We start from the raw sequence: 19,689 nt of genomic DNA on the forward strand, positions 1-19,689 counted from the left end.
AATTTAGACCTCTGGTACAAATGTCATATTAAAACGACGAAATGAACGTTCAAATACTCGAATATCATCCGGCACACGAAAACGCCCTGCCCGCTCAATCGCTTGGATAACGGAACGATCCAGCGATGCGTTGCCGCTGCTTCGCACAATGGTTGCTGCCACCAGCTCGCCGGTTGGCAGTAATTGAATTTGTACGGTCGGACGCATCGAGTTGTCGATATTGGGTGGTAAATTCCACAAACGGCGCACCGTATCACCAATCAATTGTTCATAGGTAGCAATGGCTTGCTGCTCTCTCTCTGCTTGCTGGGCGGCCGCCTCGGCACGCTGCTGGTCCGCTTCGAGCGTACTCAACATGGTGCTTTCAAACATGGCCAACTCCTCATCCGTGAAGTCCCTTGGCGCCGGCGGTGTGGGCGGCGCAGGCGCGGGGGCCGGCTCCGGCGGCGGAGCGGGTCTTGGCGCTGGCTCCGGCGTTGGAGCGGGCGCTGGTGGCGGCGGAGGCGGCGCAGGAGCAGGTGGTGGTGGCTCCGGAGCAGGCGGGGGTGGTGGAGGTGGCGGCGCTGGCGCTGGCTCCGGGGCGGGCGGCGGCGGTGCCACGCGCGCTGTCTCTACTGGAGGGCGCGGTGCTGGCGCCGGAGGCGCTGGTGTGGGTGCAGTAGCAGGCTGACTGATGCTTAACGTAACCAGCTCTGCTTGTATAACCGTCGGCAAATTCACTTCCCTCGGCTGACTGAACGTCGGCATACCGATCGCCAAAACGGCGATGATAAACACGTGCAGCAAAACCGCGTAGATAAAGGGAAAGAGTTGATCGGCATCACGCATGATCAAATAGGTTCCGTGACCAATCCTACACTGCCCACTCCGGCAGATTGCAGCATCACCATGAGTTCAACCACTTTTCCATATGGTACCGCTTGATCACCACGCACTAATACAGCGGTGTTTGGGTTACGACGAATGACTTCCGCAACAAAATTCCGCACTTCACCTAACTCAATAGCCTGGGGTGAGGCTTCACCCAACTCCAGAAAGTACTGCTGCTGGGCATTGACTGAAACAATGAGGTTCTCGCGGTTGTCATCCACCGGCAAAGGCTCGGTCGATGCGCGTGGCAGGTTAACATCCACACCCTGCGTCAACATGGGCGCTGTCACCATAAAAATGATCAACAGCACCAACATCACGTCGATATAGGGAACGACATTGATCTCAGCGACAGGCTTGCGCTTACCGCTCTTTTTCATGCTAACCCCGCATCACCCAGTGGTTTGGGTGCACTCTCAGTCGATGACTCTGTACGTGCTTTCGGCGATTGTGACGATGTTTTACGCGACAACGCATGCACCTGACGGTGCAGAATACTGGAAAATTCTTCGGAGAAGGTTTCATACAAACCAATCAGGTTTTCCGCGCGGTTCGAAAACTTATTGTAGGCAACCACTGCCGGTATGGCCGCGAACAAGCCCATGGCCGTTGCAATCAAAGCCTCAGCAATGCCCGGCGCGACCGTAGCCAAGGTCGCTTGCGCAGCGTTACCCAGCTCGCGAAAGGAATTCATGATGCCCCATACGGTACCAAACAAACCGATGTACGGTGATATAGAACCTACAGTGGCCAAAAAAGACAAATGATTATCGAGCTTGTCTTCTTCTTTATTGGTAGCCACCCGCATAGCACGTTGAATGGCCGTCATGGTGGCTTCCGGATCCATATCAGACTGCTGCCGTGCGCGTGTAAACTCTTTAAAACCGGCACGAAAGATCGCTTCCGAGCCGCTGTCCGGATCAGGATTCGCGTTCACCTGTCGAAACAGCTGTGTCAGGTCCATACCTGACCAGAAACGCTCTTCGAAATTCTCGTTGCTGCGTGAAGCGCGCGACAGGAATTGCACACGCTCAAAAATAAAGAACCAGGAGAACACTGAGAGCAACAACAGCGTTAACATAACGAGCTGTACCAACAGACTCGCGCTCGCGATCAGTGACCAATACGACATATCATTGTGCACGCTGCATTACTCCTTATTAAATCAAACAGGCAGACGGAGACCCGCTGCCGACAATGTACCGAAAAAGAAATAGGCTAACCAGCGGTTATAGAAGAATTTGAGAAGCCCATTCAAAACTTATACACAGGCCCGATCACTCGCGCAGAGGGCTGCGCTCCTACAAAGGTGAGCTTCGATCATTCGCGCAGAGGGCTGCGCTCCTACGGGTTGTGTCGTGGCTGTAGGAGGCCAGCCCTCTGGCCGATTCTAAGTCGAACTATTACGCAACAGACCAAAATGTTGGTAGGCCAAATCGGTCACGAGCCGCCCCCGTGCCGTACGCACGATGTAGCCTTTTTGAATAAGATAGGGCTCTACTACGTCTTCCAGCGTATCGCGCTCTTCACTCAGCGTTGCTGCCAGACTGTCGATCCCGACCGGCCCACCATCGAATCGCTCGATCATGGCCGTCAGCATCCGCCGATCCAATAAATCGAACCCGGCCGGGTCAATATCCAGCATGGTCAAAGCAGCATGTGCTACGTCATAGGTCACCACGCCATCGGCTTTTACTTCCGCATAATCCCGTACACGGCGCAGCAGACGATTAGCAATACGCGGCGTACCGCGCGATCGTGTAGCAATTTCCAACGCCCCTTCGTCAGTCATGTCCATCTGCATCAACCGCGAAGACCGGTGCACGATGTGCGTCAGGTCAGCGATGCTGTAAAACTCCAAACGCTGCACAATGCCAAAACGGTCGCGCAATGGCGAAGTGAGCAAACCGGCGCGCGTGGTTGCACCGACCAAAGTAAAAGGCGGCAGCTCAAGCTTAATTGAGCGCGCCGCCGGCCCTTCGCCAATCATGATATCGAGTTGATAATCCTCCATGGCAGGATAAAGAATTTCTTCGATATGCGGGCTTAAGCGGTGTATTTCGTCAATAAAAAGCACATCGCCGGCTTCAAGATTGGTCAGCATAGCCGCCAGGTCACCGGCTTTTTCCAGCACAGGGCCAGAGGTGGTTTTGATCTGCGCGTTCATTTCATTGGCAACAATGTTCGCCAGCGTGGTTTTACCCAAGCCCGGCGGGCCAAATACCAGCATGTGATCCAGTGCTTCTTCGCGCTTCAATGCCGCCGCGATGAAAATCTCTAGCTGTTCACGCACCACCGGCTGCCCCACGTAGTCGGTTAGACGCGTCGGGCGAATAGCACGATCGAGCTGCTCTTCTTTGGGTGTTTTAGGCTCGGGGGCGATAAAGCGGTCTGTTTCTATCATGCGCGAAATAGTCTCACAGTGCCGACTTCAAGGCCAGACGGATCAGTTCGTCGCTGGCCAACCCAGGCGCCTGCACCTGTTTAATCATTTTGGCGGCCACGGCGGGCTTATAGCCCAATGAAACCAGCGCGCTTTCGGCGTCTTCAACAGGGTCAACCGCCGCGACAGCGGGCGATGCCGCACTGAATAATGGACCATCGGCGTTGCCACCATGCACTTTGCCTTTCAGTTCCAGTGCCAGTCGCTCAGCCATTTTCTTGCCAACACCGGGAATCTTCATCAACTGGTTGATGTCATCCATTTCAATAAAGCGGGCAAAGTCATCCGGCTCAATAGCGGACAATATGGCCAGGGCGAGTTTAGGGCCGATGCCGTTCACTTTGATCAGCGTGCGAAACAAGGTGCGTTCACTTTCCTGCGCAAAGCCAAACAGCACATGAGCGTCTTCGCGAATACTGAGGTGTGTCCACAATCGAACCTGTTCACCCAGTCCGGGCAGCACATAATAAGTGGTCATCGGCACGAGGATTTCGTACCCGACGCCCTGCACATCCACCACCACTTCCGGCGGCTGCTTCACCACTAACTCACCACGTATATGTCCGATCATTCTTGCCCCTAATAAAAGCTGTAAATTCACTTCCGCACAGGATAGTACCGCACTGCGCCTATGAAAGAGGGTTGAGGGGCCCCTTTGGGGACGCCGTAAACCGATTATCAGGCGCATCCATGCGCCTGACCCTTCGGGCTCCCTCCGGTCATGCAAATTCGTTCCTGACGAATTTGTCCATGGGGGCTCGTTGCGCACGTCCTGTGCGCAAACGCCCAGAAATAGCAGATAGCTTCTAGCACCCCTTCACCATACGAACTAGGCAAAAAATTTCCAAGTCGACACAGTATCGATCAATCGCGGGAACTAGGTTTGGTAGAGGGTCTTATAGGGGGTTCGTAGGGGCGTTTGCGGCCAAGGAAGGCCGCAACGAGCCCCCAGGGACCGGGTTCACGGCGTCCCCAAGAACCCCCTATAAGACCCTCTACCAAACCGGCGCACATGAATCTGTAGTTAGACGGTCCGCCCCCGCCGACTCCCCACGGCACCGGCAATACGCCCCATGGAGGCACTGAAATGCGCATGGCAAAGCGCGATGGCTAAGGCATCGGCCGCATCTTCTTGTGGCATGCCGGGCAAATCCAACAGCACCTTAACCATGTGCTGTACCTGCTCCTTGGTCGCACTGCCCTTCCCCACGACGGACTGCTTCACCTGCCGAGCCGCATACTCATGCACCGGCAAGCCCGCCTGCATAGCCGCCACAATGGCCGCACCGCGCGCATGGCCTAGCTTTAAGGCCGAGTCTACATTGCGCCCCAAAAACACCTGTTCTATGGCAAATTCGGTTGGACTGACTTGCGCGCAGATTTCCTGCACATGCGAAAAAATGGAATCCAAGCGCGAAGGGATGTCCACCAGTTTGGTCAAATTAATGCAGCCACTGGTGATGTATCGGGGTTTGCGCCCCGAGGTATCGATTACGCCAAAACCCGTGCGACGAGAACCCGGGTCGATGCCTAGGATGATGCTCATCGCCCGGCGGCCTGCATGCTATTCTGCTTCCATGATAGCGGTGTCCGGAAATGAGGCGTTAGTGTGCACGCCTTGCACGTCATCCGACTCTTCCAGCATGTCGATCAAACGATACACTTTGTCGGCGAGTTCTGGATCGACATCAACGTACAGGTCAGGCACGTAAGACACCTCCCCTTCGGGCGTAAAACCGGCATTGACCAACGCCGTTTTCACATCCAAAAAGGTGCCGATGGTGGTGCGTACTTCGAAAGAACCGTCGTCGCCGACGATGACATCGTCGGCACCGGCTTCTAAAGCCACTTCCAGCACCGCGTCTTCGTCACCCGACTCGACGAACAACTGACCGACTTGATTGAACAAGTAAGCCACTGAACCGTCGGTGCCGAGGTTGCCACCGCTTTTGGAAAACGCGTGGCGCACTTCACTGACGGTACGGTTGCGGTTGTCGGACAGACACTTCACCAACACAGCGATACCACCCGGCGCATAACCTTCGTAGGTCAGCTCTTCGTAGTTGTCGCCGTCTTGCGTACCGGCACCGCGCGCAATGGCCTTGTCTATGGTGTCGCGCTTCATGTTGTTGGTCAGGGCTTTATCCACCACTGACCGCAACGTTGGGTTGTCTTCCGGGTTTGGCCCGCCCGCTTTCGCAGCCACCACCAGCTCACGAATGATCTTGGTGAATATCTTGCCGCGCTTGGCATCCTGCGCCGCTTTGCGGTGCTTGATGTTAGCCCATTTGGAATGGCCTGCCATTTACCTCAGCTCCCGTTATTCTGTTACCGACTTACGTACGCGAATATTCAGCTCGCGCAATTGCTCGTTGCTGACTTCACCCGGCGCTTGCGTCAGCACACAGGCGGCCGACTGCGTTTTCGGGAACGCAATGACGTCGCGAATGCTTTCAGCACCGGTCATCAGCATGATCAAACGGTCAAAGCCAAAAGCCAAGCCACCGTGCGGAGGCGCGCCGTATTGCAGGGCGTCTAACAAGAAGCCAAACTTTTCACGCTGCTCTTCTGGCGAGATATCCAGCAGATCAAAAACCGCGGCCTGCATCGACTGGTCGTGAATACGAATAGAACCGCCACCCAGCTCCGTGCCGTTGAGTACGAGATCATAGGCCCGACTCAGTGCCGTTTCAGGCGCTGCACGCAGCTCTTCCGGCGAGCACGAAGGCGCTGTGAACGGGTGGTGCAAGGCGTGTAAGCGACCGTCGTCATCCTGCTCAAACATTGGGAAGTCGACTACCCACAATGGTGCCCACTCGGCGGTATAGAGGTTTAGGTCTTCGCCCAGTTTAACGCGCAGCGCACCCAAGGCATCATTTACGATACGGGCTTTGTCAGCACCGAAGAAAATCAGGTCGCCGTTTTCAGCGCCCAAACGCTCCAGCAATGCTTGACGTACGGGGACAGGCAAGAATTTAACGATGGGTGACTGCAGACCTTCTTCCAGGTCAGACTTGTCATTGACCTTGATGTAGGCCAAGCCTTTAGCACCGAAAATACCAACGTACTTGGTGTAGTCGTCAATCTGCTTACGCGTCAACTCGCCGCCGTTAGGCACGCGCAAGGCCGCTACGCGACCTTTAGGGTCGGTCGCTGGGCCAGAAAACACTTTAAACTCAACTTCGGCCATCAGATCACTGACGGTGACGATTTCCAATGGAATACGCAAGTCTGGCTTGTCGCTGCCGTAACGCTCCATGGCTTCAGAGAATGGCATGTGCGGAATGTCACCGAACTCGACACCCAGGCTGCTTTTGAAAATGTGGCGCACCATGCCTTCGGCCACACCCATAACGTCTTTTTCATCAACAAAGGACGCTTCCATGTCGATCTGGGTGAACTCGGGCTGACGATCAGCGCGCAAGTCTTCATCGCGGAAGCACTTAGCGATTTGGTAATAACGATCAAAGCCCGCCACCATCAACAACTGCTTAAACAGCTGGGGCGACTGTGGTAAGGCGAAGAATTTACCGTCGTGCGTGCGGCTCGGCACCAAATAGTCACGCGCACCTTCTGGGGTTGCACGGGTCAAGATTGGCGTTTCAATTTCCAAAAAGCCTTGGTCATCCAAGTAGCGACGCAAGGCGGTAGAAATGCGGCTGCGCAAAATAAGCTTGCTTTGCATTTCCGGGCGACGCAAATCCATATAACGGTATTTCAGTCGGACGTCTTCACCCACACCGGAATGGCTGTCTAGCGGGAATGGCGGCGTTTCGGCGGCGTTCAACACCTCAATCTGCTTGCCCAGCACTTCGATTTCACCGGTCGGCAGGTCTTTATTCACGGTACCGTCAGGGCGGGCACGCACTCGCCCCGTTACCTTCACAACGTATTCGCTGCGCACTCTGTCTGCGGTATTGAAGTTCACTTCGTCATCGGGGTCAAACACCACCTGCACCAGACCTTCGCGATCACGCAAATCCAGAAAGATGACGCCACCGTGGTCACGCCGACGGTGTACCCAGCCGCATAGTGTGACGGTTTCTTCGTTATTGGAACTTCTGAGTTCCCCGCAGTAATGAGTTCGCATAGTATTATCCAAGAGTACTCGCTTGTATTATGAAGCAGGCCGCTAACATCCGTGGCGCAACCTGAGAGAAATTTAAAGAACGGCGATTATAACGAGTTTTGCCGCTATATTAAGCGGTAGACGCAAATCAGAATAAAAAATCTTACGGAATGCTACCAATGTCTCGACAAATGGGTCTACGTTGGACTCACCTGAGCCAATGGCTCGTACTCTGCATGATCAGCTTCGTGGCCGCAAGTGCGTCTGCGAATCAAGATATAGACCAAAGCCTGGTGGCGTCGTTGAGCCATGCTGTCGCGGCGGAGTCTGGCTTTACCGATCGCTTTGACGCCCAAGTCTGGCTGGTTGATATGTCTGGCCGCTTAGAACGCCGTATGCCCGACGAGGAGGAGCGTCTTGAATTTCTGCGCTTGGTTCATCGCGAATCTACCCGCGCCGGACTTAACCCTGAGTTGGTCTTGGCGCTGATTCAAGTCGAAAGTAATTTTGATCGCTTCGCTTTGTCTTGGGCCGGTGCCCGCGGCTATATGCAAGTGATGCCGTTCTGGACCAATGAAATCGGTCGACCGGACGACAACCTGTTCGACATGGAAACTAATCTACGTTACGGCACCACCATTTTGGCCCATTACCTAGAGCGCGAGCGCGGCAACCTTACGCCCGCCTTGGCTCGTTATAACGGCAGCTACGGCCAAACCTGGTACCCGGAGCGTGTATTCAATGCGTGGCAAAGCCGCTGGCTGCTCGAGCGCCAGTAGTCAACGCTTTCTCTTTCGAGGGCAGTGCGTCAATTTGTCGCACCCGCCACGCACCTTCTTTGTTTTAGAATACGTTTTATAGCATTACTTGATCCAAGTCATTTGCAACACCCCCTACCACTTACCATACTTCCAGCACCTGAATGGCATACTCAGGAGCAAAGGTGAGGTAACAATGGACAGGACTGTGTGATTGGGTCGCTCAGTTGTGCCGCACCGCCATAATAAACTCAGGAACGATTCTGGAACCTACGATGAGCATTGCAACCCCCGCTCAGTTTGAGCACCCTACGTATAATTATCAGGTGGTTCGCCAATTCTCCATTGCTACTGTCCTGTGGGGCATTGTTGGCATGGCTGTTGGCGTCATACTTGCGGCGCAGATGATGTGGCCTGATTTAAACCTTGGCATTTTCCATTTTGGGCGTTTGCGTCCCCTGCATACCAACGCGGTGATCTTCGCCTTCGGCGGTTCTGCCTTGTTTGCCACTTCTTACTATGTGGTACAGCGTGTCTGTCAGGTGCGACTCGCCTTTGAGCCTTTGGTCAAATTCACCTTCTGGGGTTGGCAAGCTATCATAGTTGCAGCGGTCATTACCCTGCCGCTGGGTATTACCTCAGCCAAGGAATACGCCGAACTGGAATGGCCAATAGATATACTAATAGCGCTCGTCTGGGTATCCTATTTAGTGGTCTTTGTAGAAACCATTCGTCGTCGTAAGATGCCACACATTTACGTCGGCCTATGGTTCTACTTGGCCTTCATCATCACCGTTGCGGTGCTGCACGTTGTTAACAGCGCGGCCATGCCGGTATCTATGTGGAAGTCTTACTCGGCCTACGCCGGCACGACTGACGCCATGATCCAGTGGTGGTACGGTCACAACGCCGTCGGTTTCTTCTTGACCGCGGGCTTCTTAGGCATGATGTACTACTTCGTACCCAAGCAAGCCGAACGCCCTATCTACTCTTACCGTCTTTCCATTGTGCATTTCTGGGCCTTGATCAGTGTGTACATGTGGGCCGGTGGCCACCACCTGCACTATTCTGCCTTGCCGGATTGGGCGCAGAACTTGGGCATGGCCATGTCCCTCATTCTGTTAGCGCCGTCTTGGGGCGGTATGATCAACGGCATGATGACGCTCAGTGGCGCGTGGCATAAGTTGCGTACCGACCCTATTTTGCGCTTCTTAGTGGTGTCCTTGTCGTTCTACGGTATGGCAACCTTCGAAGGCCCGATGATGTCCATCAAGACGGTCAATGCGCTGTCACACAACACCGACTGGACTATCGGCCACGTTCATTCCGGCGCCTTAGGCTGGGTCGCCATGATCTCCATCGGATCGCTCTATCACATGATTCCTCGCCTGTACGGCCGTACTGAAATGTACAGCGTCGCTTGGATCAATGTGCACTTCTGGCTGTCCACCATCGGCACCGTGCTTTATGTGGTCGCCATGTGGGTCAACGGCATCATGCAAGGCTTGATGTGGCGTGCGGTGCACCAAGACGGCACGTTGATGTACAGCTTTGTACAATCCGTTGAGCGCAGCTACCCAGGCTACCTGATCCGCGTGATCGGAGGAGCTATCTTCCTCGCCGGTATGTTCCTGATGGCGTGGAACGTATACAAGACCATTCAAGCCGCGAAGAGCGACGCTCCGGCGCAGGATGACGTGAAACCTGCACTGTCTGCGGCTAACTGAGAGCATCGGGAGTTAACACATGCAACACGAAAAGATTGAAAAGAATCTTGGCTTGATGGTCGTCCTGGTGGTTATCGCCATCAGCTTTGGCGGCTTGGTCGAAATCGTTCCCCTGATAGCCTCAGACCGCGATCGTCAGCCTGCGGAGGGCTTGGAGCCCTTTACTGCCTTGCAGCTCGAAGGGCGAGACATCTACATCCGTGAAGGCTGTCACGTGTGTCACACCCAGATGATTCGCCCGTTGCGTGCGGAAGTTGAACGTTACGGAAGTGGCCAGCACTTCTCCACTACTGAAGATTTTGTGTATGACCACCCCTTCCTCTGGGGCTCTAAGCGCACCGGGCCAGACTTAGCGATGGTTGGCGGCCGCTACAGTGACGAATGGCACCGTGCGCACTTCTACAACCCGCGCGACGTGGTACCAGAATCTAACATGCCGTCCTATGAATGGCTGTTTGACCGCGAGCTGGATGGTCGTCATACGGCACAGAAAATGATCGCACTGCGACGCCTGGGTGTGCCCTACACCGATGAACAAATCGCTAATGCGGCTGACGAAGTGCGCGGCGTACGCGAAGTCGATGCGCTGATCGCCTACATCCAGAATCTGGGCACTTGGAAAACAAGCGCCGGTCAAAATAACTGAAAGTGAGGCGTGAACATGATCGACATTAACGATTTGCGCGGCCTTGCGACCGTCTTCGCGATGGCTGCTTTTATTGGCGTCGCCATTTGGGCATACAGCAGCAAGCAAAAAGCGCGCTTTGACGAGGCGGCCAACCTGCCCTTCGCCGACGAGGACGAAGATGTGCTGAACAACGATAAAAAAGAGCGCGCAGCCAGTGCCGAGCGCCCCAAGGAGAAATCTGACAATGAGTAGCTTCTGGTCTGCCTATATTATCATCATAACCTTTGGCTTCATTGCAGGCCTCGCGGCGCTGATTTATTTCACCAGCACCATGAAGTTGCCGCAGAAGCCTGACGAAACCATGGGTCATGAGTTTGACGGTATTGAGGAATACAACAAACCCATGCCCAAGTGGTGGTTGCAGTTGTTCGCCATCACCATCATCTTTGGTGTGGGTTACCTCATCTATTACCCCACTGGCTGGACAGGGCTCGGCGGCTGGACTTCCGAGCAGCAACTGCGCGATGAACAGATCGCTCACGCCCAGCGCTACGGTGCCGTGTTCTCCGAGTTCGCTCGCACCCCGATCACCGACTTGCAAGACAATACTCAAGCCCTGCGCATGGGGCAGCGCATTTATGAAAACAATTGCTCGGTGTGCCACGGCGTTTCGGCGGCCGGTGCTTATGGCTTCCCGGATCTGACTAACGGTGACTGGCAATGGGGGGGCACTCCAGAGGCCATTACGACCACGCTGTTAGCCGGCCGTCAAGCCATGATGCCGAGCTTCCGTAACGTCTTGTCATCGAACGAAATAGACCAGGTTACACAGTATGTAATGGGCTTGTCCGGACAGCCGCACAATAGCTCAGCTGCCAATCGCGGCGCGGCAATTTATGCCAATAGCTGTGCTGCTTGTCACGGTGGTGACGGGTCAGGCAATCAAGCGCTGGGCGCACCGAACCTGACCAACAATATCTGGCTCTATGACAACCCCAATCTGTCATTGGAAGAGGACATCAAGCTGACCCTACGCAGTGGTCGCCAAGGTGTTATGCCGGGCTGGCAGGCTATCTTGGGTAACGACCAAGTGCACTTGGTCGCCGCCTATATTTACAGTCTGGGTGGTGAGTAGCTTTTGACGGGGGCGGGCGTGCTGCCCGCCCTTATTGCCCCAGCATTCCCCCGCGTTTCTATTGAGAGATGACATGCCCGAAAAGATTGATGTCCAAGACATTACCCCGACGACCAATGATGCCGTACAGCAATACAGCATGTATGTGGCCCCGGAGAAGATCTATATTCGAAGAATTAAAGGGCTATTCCGCAATCTACGTTTCGTCGGCGTGTTGTTTCTGTTTCTGCTTTACTTTGGCACCGTTTGGCTAGAGATCGACGGTCGACAGGCCGTATGGTTTGATCTCGGTTCGCGTCAATTTCACATTTTCACTGTGACTTTCTGGCCACAGGATTTCTTTTTATTGAGTTTTGCCTTAATCATCTGTGCTTTCGGCCTGTTCTTTATCACCGTATTCGCCGGACGCGTTTGGTGCGGTTACACCTGCCCGCAGTCGGTCTGGACATGGATATTCGTATTCATAGAAGAGAAGACCGAAGGCAAACGTAACGCTCGCATCAAACTCGACGCCCAAAGCTGGAGTGCGCAAAAAATACTGCGCAAAACAGCCAAGCACACTGGCTGGGTGTTGGTTGCCATTGCAACAGCGATCACCTTTGTCGGCTACTTTGTCCCTATTCGTGAGCTTATCAGCGGCTTGGTGACTTTCAACGTGGGTGGCTGGGTACTCTTTTGGGTGGGTTTCTTTACATTGGCAACCTATGGCAATGCTGGTTGGATGCGTGAACAAGTGTGCATTTACATGTGTCCCTATGCGCGCTTTCAGGCAGCCATGTTCGATCAAGACACCCTAATTGTGTCTTACGATACAGCCCGCGGCGAACCACGCGGTTCACGCAAGAAGAGTGTAGACCCGCGCGCCGAAGGCTTGGGCGACTGCATCGACTGCGACCTCTGTGTGCAGGTGTGCCCAGTGGGAATCGATATACGTGATGGACTGCAGTACGAATGTATTTCCTGCGCCGCCTGTGTCGACGCCTGTGATTCGGTCATGGAGCAAATGAACTATCCGAAAGGCTTGGTGCGCTATACGACGGAACACAACCTGTCAGGGCAGCAGACCAAAATACTGCGCCCACGCTTACTGGGCTATGGCCTGGTGCTCTTGGCCATGTTCGTGGTCATGGCAGTCTTCCTTGCCAGCCGAGTGCCCGCACAACTGGACGTGATTCGTGATCGTGGTGCGCTGCATCGAGTTACACCCTATGGTATGGTCGAAAACAGCTATACCTTGCGCCTCATGAACATGGATCAACAAGCCCGCACCTTTCGCTTAGAGGTATCGGGGGTCGAAGGGCTGACGCTCATCAGCCCGGCGGAAATACGCGTTTCCGCTGGAGAGAGTGTGAACATTCCGGTTCGGGTTGAAACTGAACCGTCACGACTCGACCGTCCGTCTGCCGATATCTTTTTTTACGCGGTAGCCATCGATGACTCGGGTATCCGAGTTGAAAAAGAATCACGTTTTTTTGGACCGAGTAGTTTCCGATGACCAACACCAAGCACGACGAGACCTTTGTTCCCTGGTACAAAGTAGGATTTTTCTGGTTCGCCATGGCGCCCTTAGCGGGCGTAATGATTGTTACTTTAGGCTTCCTGATACCGGCAGCACTCACAGACCGCGACGGCAGCGTCGCCGATGATGTCTACCGCAGCTACCGTGGCTATGACGTGCGTCGCGACCATGACGAATTGGCCCGTGACATGGGGTTGAGTGCAATCATTCAACGTGATGGCGAAGCCTTAGTAATTGACGTAAAGGGCCTAGACAATTCTTGGCCGCCCCAGTTACGTCTGGAATTGATTTTTCCTACCCGCGAAGCTAATGACCGCGAATTTGTCTTAGTACATGTGAACAACGGTCGCTACCGCTCAGGCCCCATTCTGGAAATGACCGGGCGCCGTTACGCCTTCTTAAAACCTGTTACCCAAGACAGCCTATGGCGTTTACGTGGCGAGATCATGCTGCCTTTTGATGGTGAAGCCGAGCTGCTACCGCGCGTTTACTGATGACGACGCCAACCGCTTGTTACCACTGTGCATTGCCCGTTTTGGATAACCGTTTCCAAACCACATTGGACGACGGCACTGAAGCACAATTCTGTTGTGGCGGCTGCCAGGCCGCAGCGCAAGCCATTTTGTACTGCGGCCTAAGTGACTATTACCAATGGCGCTCGGCAGGCCAGCCCGTTGTGCCACTCACAGCACACGAAGCACGGCTGATCGAACAGTTGGACCACCCAGACGTACAAGCCCGCTTTGTTACCAATGCCGCAGGCCACCAGTCAGCCACACTGCAAGTCGAAGGTATTCATTGTGCCGCCTGCATTTGGATGATTGAGCAGCACCTGCAGCAACAAGAGGGTGTTATTGCGGCGCACTTAAACCAAAGCAACCAGCGTCTGTGGCTGGAATGGCAGCCTGATGTTTCCCTGACGCAGCTGGCACAAGGCGTCGCACAACTGGGCTATCGCCTGCGACCGTATCGCCCTGATGCTGCCCAGCAAGCGCATGAGCGTACGCAGAAACAGTACATTTTGCGTTTGATCGCCGCCGGTGTCGGCTCCATGCAAGTCATGATGAACGCGGTCGCGTTGTACACCGGCAATATCGACGCCACCAGTGAGCACATTATCCGCTGGGCCAGTATGCTGTTGACCCTACCCGTCATTATCTATGCCGCCTGGCCGTTTTATCATAATGCCTGGCAGGATGTACGACATGGCCGCCTGGGGATGGACGTGCCGGTCGCCATTGCTATCATTCTGACATTTTTTGCCAGCGCGCTCGCGACCCTAACACGCAGCGGCGAGGTGTATTTCGAATCGCTCTGTATGTTCACCTTCTTTCTGTTGCTGGGGCGCTTTCTGGAGTTTCGTTCACGGCGGGCGCTGGTCGACAGCGGCAACGCACTGGATGACCTGATTCCAGCTTTTGTGCAACGTGAGTGTGCTGACCAGCGCACAGAGACCGTGGCCGTCAGTGCGGTGGCTGTGGGCGACGTATTGCATCTACTGCCCGGCGAACGCGTGCCACTCGACGGCGTGCTACACAGTGCCGTGGCGGAGTTGGACGAGTCCAGCACCACCGGTGAGTACCTGCCACGCCAAGTACAAGAAGGGGATGTTGTGCGCGCCGGCAGCATCAATCTCGGGCAACCGATGTCGTTGCGGGTGACACGCCTCGCCGGTGACTCATCCCTATCGACATTGCAACGCCTGTTGGCCCGTGCGCAGCGTGAAAAACCCAACCTGATTGCCGTCACCGATCGCCTAGCACAGCAGTTCGTGGCCGTTATATTGGTGTTGGCGGCGGTCAGCTACACCGCGTGGTTGTTCATCGACGCTGACCGCGCCTTTTGGATCGCCATCAGTGTATTGGTGGTCACCTGCCCTTGCGCCCTATCGCTTGCCGCACCGACCGTACTGACGGTCGCCAATGATCGACTGCGCCGGGCCGGGTTCTTGGTAACTCGTGGCCATGTCTTAGACATTTTGGGCAAAGCCACTCAGGTGTGGCTCGATAAAACCGGCACACTAACAGAGGGTCAGTATCAGCGCGGACAACTGTATCGGCATGCGGGGGCGCCACCAGACGCAGAATGTTTGCGCCTCGCCGCAGCGTTGGAGCTCAACAGCGAGCATCCCATTGCTGCAGCCTTTAGCGATCATACACCCACGTGGTATGACTGGGACCATTGGGAATGGTTGCCGGGCGTCGGAGTGGCGGGCCAAAAGAATGGTCGTACCTATCGCCTGACCACACGACCCGAGAGCGATCCAAACCCTACCGACAACACCCAGTGGGTACGCTTGTCGGTCGATGCCGAACCCTGGCTGGACATCGAGCTTGTGGATGCATTGCGCGATGACGCCCCCCACGCACTTGAACAACTGCATACCCTGCATCTCCACACCGGTATCGTATCGGGAGATCCATCAACGCACGTGGACTGGATAGCAAAGAAGGTTCAGGTCGAAGACATCGTAAAAGCAGCCACCCCAGACACCAAGCTGGCCCTGTTACAATCGTTGCAGCAGTCGGGTGAATGCGTTGTCATGGTAGGTGATGGATTAAACGATGCGGCCGCGCTTAAGGGAGCAGACGTCAGCATCGCTATGGCTAACGGTACCGACTGGTCGAAGCATCAAGCAGACGCCTTGATTCTGAACGGACGGCTGACGACTCTGCCGCTGGCAGTCCGGGTGGCACGACGCTCCGCCCAGCTAACGCGCCAAAATGTACAATGGGCCACGGTGTACAATGTGCTGGCAATACCACTGGCCGGTGTTGGCTTGGTCACACCGTGGATGGCCGCCATAGGCATGTCAGCCAGCTCATTGATCGTGGTATTTAACGCCCTGCGGGTTAGGAATGTGTCATGACCATACTGTTACTGCTCATCCCCATCAGTCTCCTGCTGTTATGCGTTGCAGTCTGGTTCTTAGTGTGGGGCGTGCGCTCAGGTCAATACGATGACCTCGATAGCCCAGGCCACCGGATTCTGTTCGAAGACGACGCCCACCTGATCCCCAAGGATGCGCGCACGCCTGAGCAAGAAAAAAAGTTACAAAATAAAGCCGAGCAAAAAGCCAAAGCGTTGGAGGCAAAAGATATGGCGCAGAAGGCACTGAAAACTCAGGACGCTGACAAAAAAAATGAATGAGCTCTATTACTTGCTGCTCCCTGCTTTATTGAGCGGGTTGCTGGGCAGTGGCCACTGCATCGCAATGTGCGGCGGCATTGTTTCTGCGCTGGGTTTGAGTACCAAAAATCGCTGGTTGGGTGTGGGTTATAATCTTGGGCGAGTGGGCACTTACGTACTGATCGGCGCAATAACAGGTGCCGCAGCCAGCTTTTTGCCCACGCAGGCTTTGATGCCGTTGCGTATCATTGCAGCCTTGCTGGTGATCGCGGTCGGGCTTTACATTACAGGTTGGTGGCGCGTCCTCATTCGCCTGGAAGCCGTCGGCCAAGGCGTGTGGCGCCATCTGCAACCCTTGACCAAAAAAGTTATGCCGATCAACTCTCTGCCACGTGCGCTCGCTGCCGGGGCAGTATGGGGCTGGCTACCCTGCGGGCTGGTGTACAGCATGTTGGGACTGTCCATTGCCACACAATCCGCAAGCATGGGGGCATTGGTGATGCTGTTTTTTGGCCTTGGCACGCTCCCCAGCATGCTCGGCGCCACGCTGTTTCTTACCTTGCTGCAACAAGTATTACGTAGCCGGTGGTTTCCTACCGTGGCGGGTGTCTCAGTTATCTTAATGGGCGTATGGATGTTGCTGAGCTTGCTGGGTGTTGCTCCACACGCTCATTAATTAAGGGTTCGGCCAGAGGGCTGGCCTCATACGATATGAGTGTGGCAGAATCAATGTTCACTGATAATCTGTGATGTTCTATGAAACACTGGATCTTCGGCTATGGCAGCCTGATTTGTGCCGACAGTCGCGCTCGTACTGGCGTAACAGGCGAGGCATTACCCGTAGTACTGCGGGGCTTTGAGCGCAGCTGGAGTGTACCCATCGCCAGTGCTGACCTGAGTGTCGTGGGCATTCAACGCCAAGCAGATCGCCGTACTGGCGGCGTAATTTTTCCCCTCAGCGACAGCGAGCTGCGCCACTTCGATGCCCGAGAAGTTGAATACGAACGCGTCCCCCTAGCACGTGAACAACTGGAACTGCTGCGCGAGCAACCCATGCCAGACGGCGATTTCTGGGTGTACCTCCCGCAGCCCTCGTCCAGCGAGCACCCTATTGCCCAAAGCTACCTCGATGTCATCTTACACGGCTGCATTCAAGAAAGTATGGATTTTGCCCGCCACTTTTTACAACACACCAGTGGTTGGAAACAGCGTATTGACGATCGGGCCGAGCCCATGTATCCGCGCCCGCTCAACCCAAAGCAGCAGGTCGTGCTTCCGCTCATAGACCATCTGCTGGAAGAGGCTGCGCCTCTCATTACGCCTAATTAAAACAGCTTAACAAAGGGCTACTTTACACCCTTAACGGATGGTGTTAAAACACGCGCCCTCAAGTCACACAACTGAACGTACCGTCTACTATGACTGCATCATCGACTACGAACGCCGCCATTATCGACCCGACGCTGCCAAGCTATGACGCGGTAGCGAGCAAAAAAAGCCGCACTGAACTCAATAAGCTGCAAAAGCGTTTGCGTCGTGAAACAGGCCGCGCGATTGCCGACTTCAATATGATTGAAGACGGCGACAAGGTCATGGTGTGCCTGTCCGGCGGCAAGGATTCTTATACCCTGCTGGAAATTCTACGCAATCTGCAAAAGAGTGCGCCCATTCAGTTTGAATTGGTCGCTGTGAATCTCGACCAGAAGCAACCTGGCTTCCCAGAGCATATTCTACCGGAATACCTAGAAAGCATCGGGGTGGCGTACCATATTCTGGAGCGCGATACCTATTCGGTCGTACAGGAAATGGTGCCCGAGGGTAAGACGACTTGTGGCATTTGCTCGCGGCTGCGTCGCGGTACGCTGTACGCTTTTGCCGACCAAATCGGGGCCAGCAAGATCGCTTTGGGGCATCACCGCGATGACATTCTGGAAACCTTCTTTCTTAACCTGTTCTACGGTGGCAAGTTAAAAGCCATGCCGCCTAAGTTGCTGTCGGACAGTCAGAGTAACATTTTGATTCGACCACTGGCGTACTGCAAAGAGCATGACATTCAAGCATTTGCCGATCAAATGGCTTTTCCTATCATTCCGTGTAACCTCTGTGGTTCACAGGAAAACCTGCAACGACAGAACATTAAGCAGATGATCCGCGACTGGGACAAACAACATCCTGGACGCTCAGAAATCATGTTCAAGGCGTTGCAAAATGTTGCACCTTCACAGCTTGCTGATCGTTCGTTGTTTGACTTTTCCGGCCTGACCAGCAACAGTATACCTGTACTACCTATTGGTAACTCAGAACACGAAGGCCCAATGGCACAGACACGCGTACGCAGTTTCGTGCCGCCCACTCAGGGTGAGAGCGAAAGCACAGCAGTCAGTGACGGGACAGATATTCTATCCCTCTGATGACTGAACCTGCGGCACTCTTGGGTACGAAAACACGGAACTAATTGCTATGCCTTTGAACTCAGCCGCCTGTAAAACCTGCTCGCTCAATCCTTTGTGCTTGCCGGTCTCGCTCTCGTTCGACGACATCGACAAGCTCGATGACATCATTAAGCGCGGTCGCCCGATTCAAAAAGGCGAACATCTATTCTACCAAGGCGATGCGTTTACCTCGGTATTTGCAGTGCGCACCGGCACGCTAAAAACCTATACCCTGACTAAAGACGGCGAAGAACAAATCACTGGTTTCCATCTGGCCAGCGAAATGATCGGCCTGTCCAGCTATGACGTAGCGACTTACCAAGCCTCAGCTAAGGCGTTAGAAACCACCAATGTGTGTGAGATCCCCATCGAATTGTTGGACGACCTAAGTAATCGCTTGCCTGAGTTACGCCGCCAAATCATGCGCATCATGGGCCGCGAAATTCGTGAAGACCAACAAATGATGATGCTATTGAGCAAAAAAAGTGCGGAAGAGCGTGTTGCCTCCTTTCTGCTGAGTCTAGCGCATCGTTTTAAACGTCGCGGCTATTCAGAGCGCATGTTCCGACTCACCATGTCGCGCGCTGATATGGCGAACTTCCTTGGCCTCGCAGTGGAAACCGTGAGCCGGGTGTTCACACGCTTCCAAAACCAAGAATTAATCAGCTTTGGTGGTAACGCCAAAGAGATTCATGTGCTGCAACACCATGAGCTGTGCAATATCGCCTCGTTAAGTGACTCCGAGCGCCTGGAGCTCGGGCTATTGGAAGTGAGCACCGACTGACTCAGATCAACATCAACCGCTGCAACTCTGCATACAATGAGTTCATTCATTGCACGAGGGTAGCAGCATGTACATCGACACCATTGTGGTTGCTGGGGTTCTCGCCGTTTTGGGCACCATTGCCTTTGCCGGCGGCTTCTTCTGGTTCATCTACAAAGACGCGCACAAAGACGACAAACCCAAACCATAACTCAT

Annotated in this window: 23 protein-coding genes; 15 read left to right on the forward strand and 8 right to left on the reverse strand. The window is 54.5% G+C overall.

The annotated features are described in order from the left end of the window. Nucleotides 1-3: 3 nt before the first annotated feature. Nucleotides 4-372 carry an energy transducer TonB gene (locus NFC81_RS11250; protein ID WP_304994579.1) on the reverse strand — a complete coding sequence of 123 codons (369 nt, stop codon included), beginning with the start codon at nt 370-372 and terminating at the stop codon, nt 4-6. Nucleotides 373-458: 86 nt separating this feature from the next. Between NFC81_RS11250 and NFC81_RS11255 the strand changes: the two genes are divergently transcribed. Continuing rightward, nucleotides 459-662: a hypothetical protein gene (locus NFC81_RS11255; protein ID WP_304994580.1), complete on the forward strand. Its 204-nt coding sequence runs from the start codon at nt 459-461 to the stop codon at nt 660-662. A 168-nt stretch (nt 663-830) separates the two neighbouring features. Here NFC81_RS11255 and tolR read toward each other — a convergent pair whose 3' ends face one another. From tolR to aspS, 7 genes are all read right to left on the reverse strand, one after another. Continuing rightward, the gene (gene tolR / locus NFC81_RS11260) at nt 831-1,250 is read right to left on the reverse strand and encodes a protein TolR (protein ID WP_304994581.1); all 420 of its coding nucleotides are present in this window, start codon (nt 1,248-1,250) and stop codon (nt 831-833) included. Next, entirely contained in the window at nt 1,247-2,002 is a 756-nt protein-coding gene (gene tolQ / locus NFC81_RS11265; protein WP_304996974.1) for a protein TolQ, read from the reverse strand. Before tolQ ends, tolR begins: the two co-directional genes overlap by 4 nt. Nucleotides 2,003-2,260: 258 nt before the next feature. Continuing rightward, complete coding sequence (gene ruvB, locus NFC81_RS11270) at nt 2,261-3,274, reverse strand: Holliday junction branch migration DNA helicase RuvB (protein WP_304994582.1); 1,014 nt, start codon at nt 3,272-3,274, stop codon at nt 2,261-2,263. A gap of 13 nt (nt 3,275-3,287) precedes the next feature. Continuing rightward, on the reverse strand, nt 3,288-3,884 hold the full coding sequence (ruvA, locus tag NFC81_RS11275; protein WP_304994583.1) for a Holliday junction branch migration protein RuvA: 597 nt from the start codon (nt 3,882-3,884) through the stop codon (nt 3,288-3,290). 453 nt (nt 3,885-4,337) lie between these two features. After that, entirely contained in the window at nt 4,338-4,859 is a 522-nt protein-coding gene (gene ruvC, locus NFC81_RS11280) for a crossover junction endodeoxyribonuclease RuvC (RefSeq protein ID WP_304994584.1), read from the reverse strand. An 18-nt stretch (nt 4,860-4,877) separates the two neighbouring features. After that, on the reverse strand, nt 4,878-5,618 hold the full coding sequence (locus NFC81_RS11285; protein ID WP_304994585.1) for a YebC/PmpR family DNA-binding transcriptional regulator: 741 nt from the start codon (nt 5,616-5,618) through the stop codon (nt 4,878-4,880). 15 nt (nt 5,619-5,633) lie between these two features. Next, a complete protein-coding gene (gene aspS / locus NFC81_RS11290) occupies nt 5,634-7,403 on the reverse strand; it encodes an aspartate--tRNA ligase (protein WP_304994586.1) in 1,770 nt (589 codons plus the stop codon). 158 nt (nt 7,404-7,561) lie between these two features. Between aspS and NFC81_RS11295 the strand changes: the two genes are divergently transcribed. From NFC81_RS11295 to ccoM, 14 genes are all read left to right on the forward strand, one after another. After that, nucleotides 7,562-8,161 carry a lytic transglycosylase domain-containing protein gene (locus tag NFC81_RS11295; protein WP_304994587.1) on the forward strand — a complete coding sequence of 200 codons (600 nt, stop codon included), beginning with the start codon at nt 7,562-7,564 and terminating at the stop codon, nt 8,159-8,161. A gap of 254 nt (nt 8,162-8,415) precedes the next feature. Then, nucleotides 8,416-9,867: a cytochrome-c oxidase, cbb3-type subunit I gene (ccoN, locus tag NFC81_RS11300; RefSeq protein WP_304994588.1), complete on the forward strand. Its 1,452-nt coding sequence runs from the start codon at nt 8,416-8,418 to the stop codon at nt 9,865-9,867. 19 nt (nt 9,868-9,886) lie between these two features. Continuing rightward, the gene (gene ccoO / locus NFC81_RS11305; protein WP_304994589.1) at nt 9,887-10,513 is read left to right on the forward strand and encodes a cytochrome-c oxidase, cbb3-type subunit II; all 627 of its coding nucleotides are present in this window, start codon (nt 9,887-9,889) and stop codon (nt 10,511-10,513) included. Nucleotides 10,514-10,528: 15 nt separating this feature from the next. After that, entirely contained in the window at nt 10,529-10,747 is a 219-nt protein-coding gene (locus NFC81_RS11310) for a cbb3-type cytochrome oxidase subunit 3 (RefSeq protein WP_370529861.1), read from the forward strand. Next, on the forward strand, nt 10,740-11,630 hold the full coding sequence (gene ccoP, locus NFC81_RS11315) for a cytochrome-c oxidase, cbb3-type subunit III (protein WP_304994590.1): 891 nt from the start codon (nt 10,740-10,742) through the stop codon (nt 11,628-11,630). The genes NFC81_RS11310 and ccoP overlap by 8 nt, the downstream gene beginning before the upstream one ends. 73 nt (nt 11,631-11,703) lie before the next feature. Continuing rightward, nucleotides 11,704-13,125, forward strand: coding sequence for a cytochrome c oxidase accessory protein CcoG (gene ccoG, locus NFC81_RS11320; protein WP_304994591.1), 1,422 nt, complete (start codon nt 11,704-11,706; stop codon nt 13,123-13,125). Further along, a complete protein-coding gene (locus NFC81_RS11325; protein WP_304994592.1) occupies nt 13,122-13,643 on the forward strand; it encodes a FixH family protein in 522 nt (173 codons plus the stop codon). The genes ccoG and NFC81_RS11325 overlap by 4 nt, the downstream gene beginning before the upstream one ends. Next, complete coding sequence (locus tag NFC81_RS11330; RefSeq protein ID WP_304994593.1) at nt 13,643-16,018, forward strand: heavy metal translocating P-type ATPase; 2,376 nt, start codon at nt 13,643-13,645, stop codon at nt 16,016-16,018. Before NFC81_RS11325 ends, NFC81_RS11330 begins: the two co-directional genes overlap by 1 nt. Next, a complete protein-coding gene (gene ccoS, locus NFC81_RS11335) occupies nt 16,015-16,299 on the forward strand; it encodes a cbb3-type cytochrome oxidase assembly protein CcoS (protein ID WP_304994594.1) in 285 nt (94 codons plus the stop codon). The genes NFC81_RS11330 and ccoS overlap by 4 nt, the downstream gene beginning before the upstream one ends. Beyond that, on the forward strand, nt 16,292-16,954 hold the full coding sequence (locus NFC81_RS11340) for a sulfite exporter TauE/SafE family protein (RefSeq protein WP_304994595.1): 663 nt from the start codon (nt 16,292-16,294) through the stop codon (nt 16,952-16,954). The genes ccoS and NFC81_RS11340 overlap by 8 nt, the downstream gene beginning before the upstream one ends. An 80-nt stretch (nt 16,955-17,034) precedes the next feature. After that, nucleotides 17,035-17,607 (forward strand): gamma-glutamylcyclotransferase family protein, encoded by a 573-nt coding sequence (locus NFC81_RS11345; protein WP_304994596.1) that lies wholly within the window; start codon nt 17,035-17,037, stop codon nt 17,605-17,607. A gap of 89 nt (nt 17,608-17,696) precedes the next feature. Beyond that, on the forward strand, nt 17,697-18,689 hold the full coding sequence (ttcA, locus tag NFC81_RS11350; RefSeq protein ID WP_304994597.1) for a tRNA 2-thiocytidine(32) synthetase TtcA: 993 nt from the start codon (nt 17,697-17,699) through the stop codon (nt 18,687-18,689). A gap of 49 nt (nt 18,690-18,738) precedes the next feature. Then, the gene (gene fnr / locus NFC81_RS11355) at nt 18,739-19,494 is read left to right on the forward strand and encodes a fumarate/nitrate reduction transcriptional regulator Fnr (protein WP_304994598.1); all 756 of its coding nucleotides are present in this window, start codon (nt 18,739-18,741) and stop codon (nt 19,492-19,494) included. Between the two features lie 67 nt (nt 19,495-19,561). Continuing rightward, complete coding sequence (ccoM, locus tag NFC81_RS11360) at nt 19,562-19,684, forward strand: cytochrome c oxidase subunit CcoM (RefSeq protein ID WP_304994599.1); 123 nt, start codon at nt 19,562-19,564, stop codon at nt 19,682-19,684. Nucleotides 19,685-19,689: the final 5 nt, after the last annotated feature.

Source organism: Salinispirillum sp. LH 10-3-1 (assembly GCF_030643825.1).
In the GTDB taxonomy this organism is placed as follows: domain Bacteria; phylum Pseudomonadota; class Gammaproteobacteria; order Pseudomonadales; family Natronospirillaceae; genus Salinispirillum.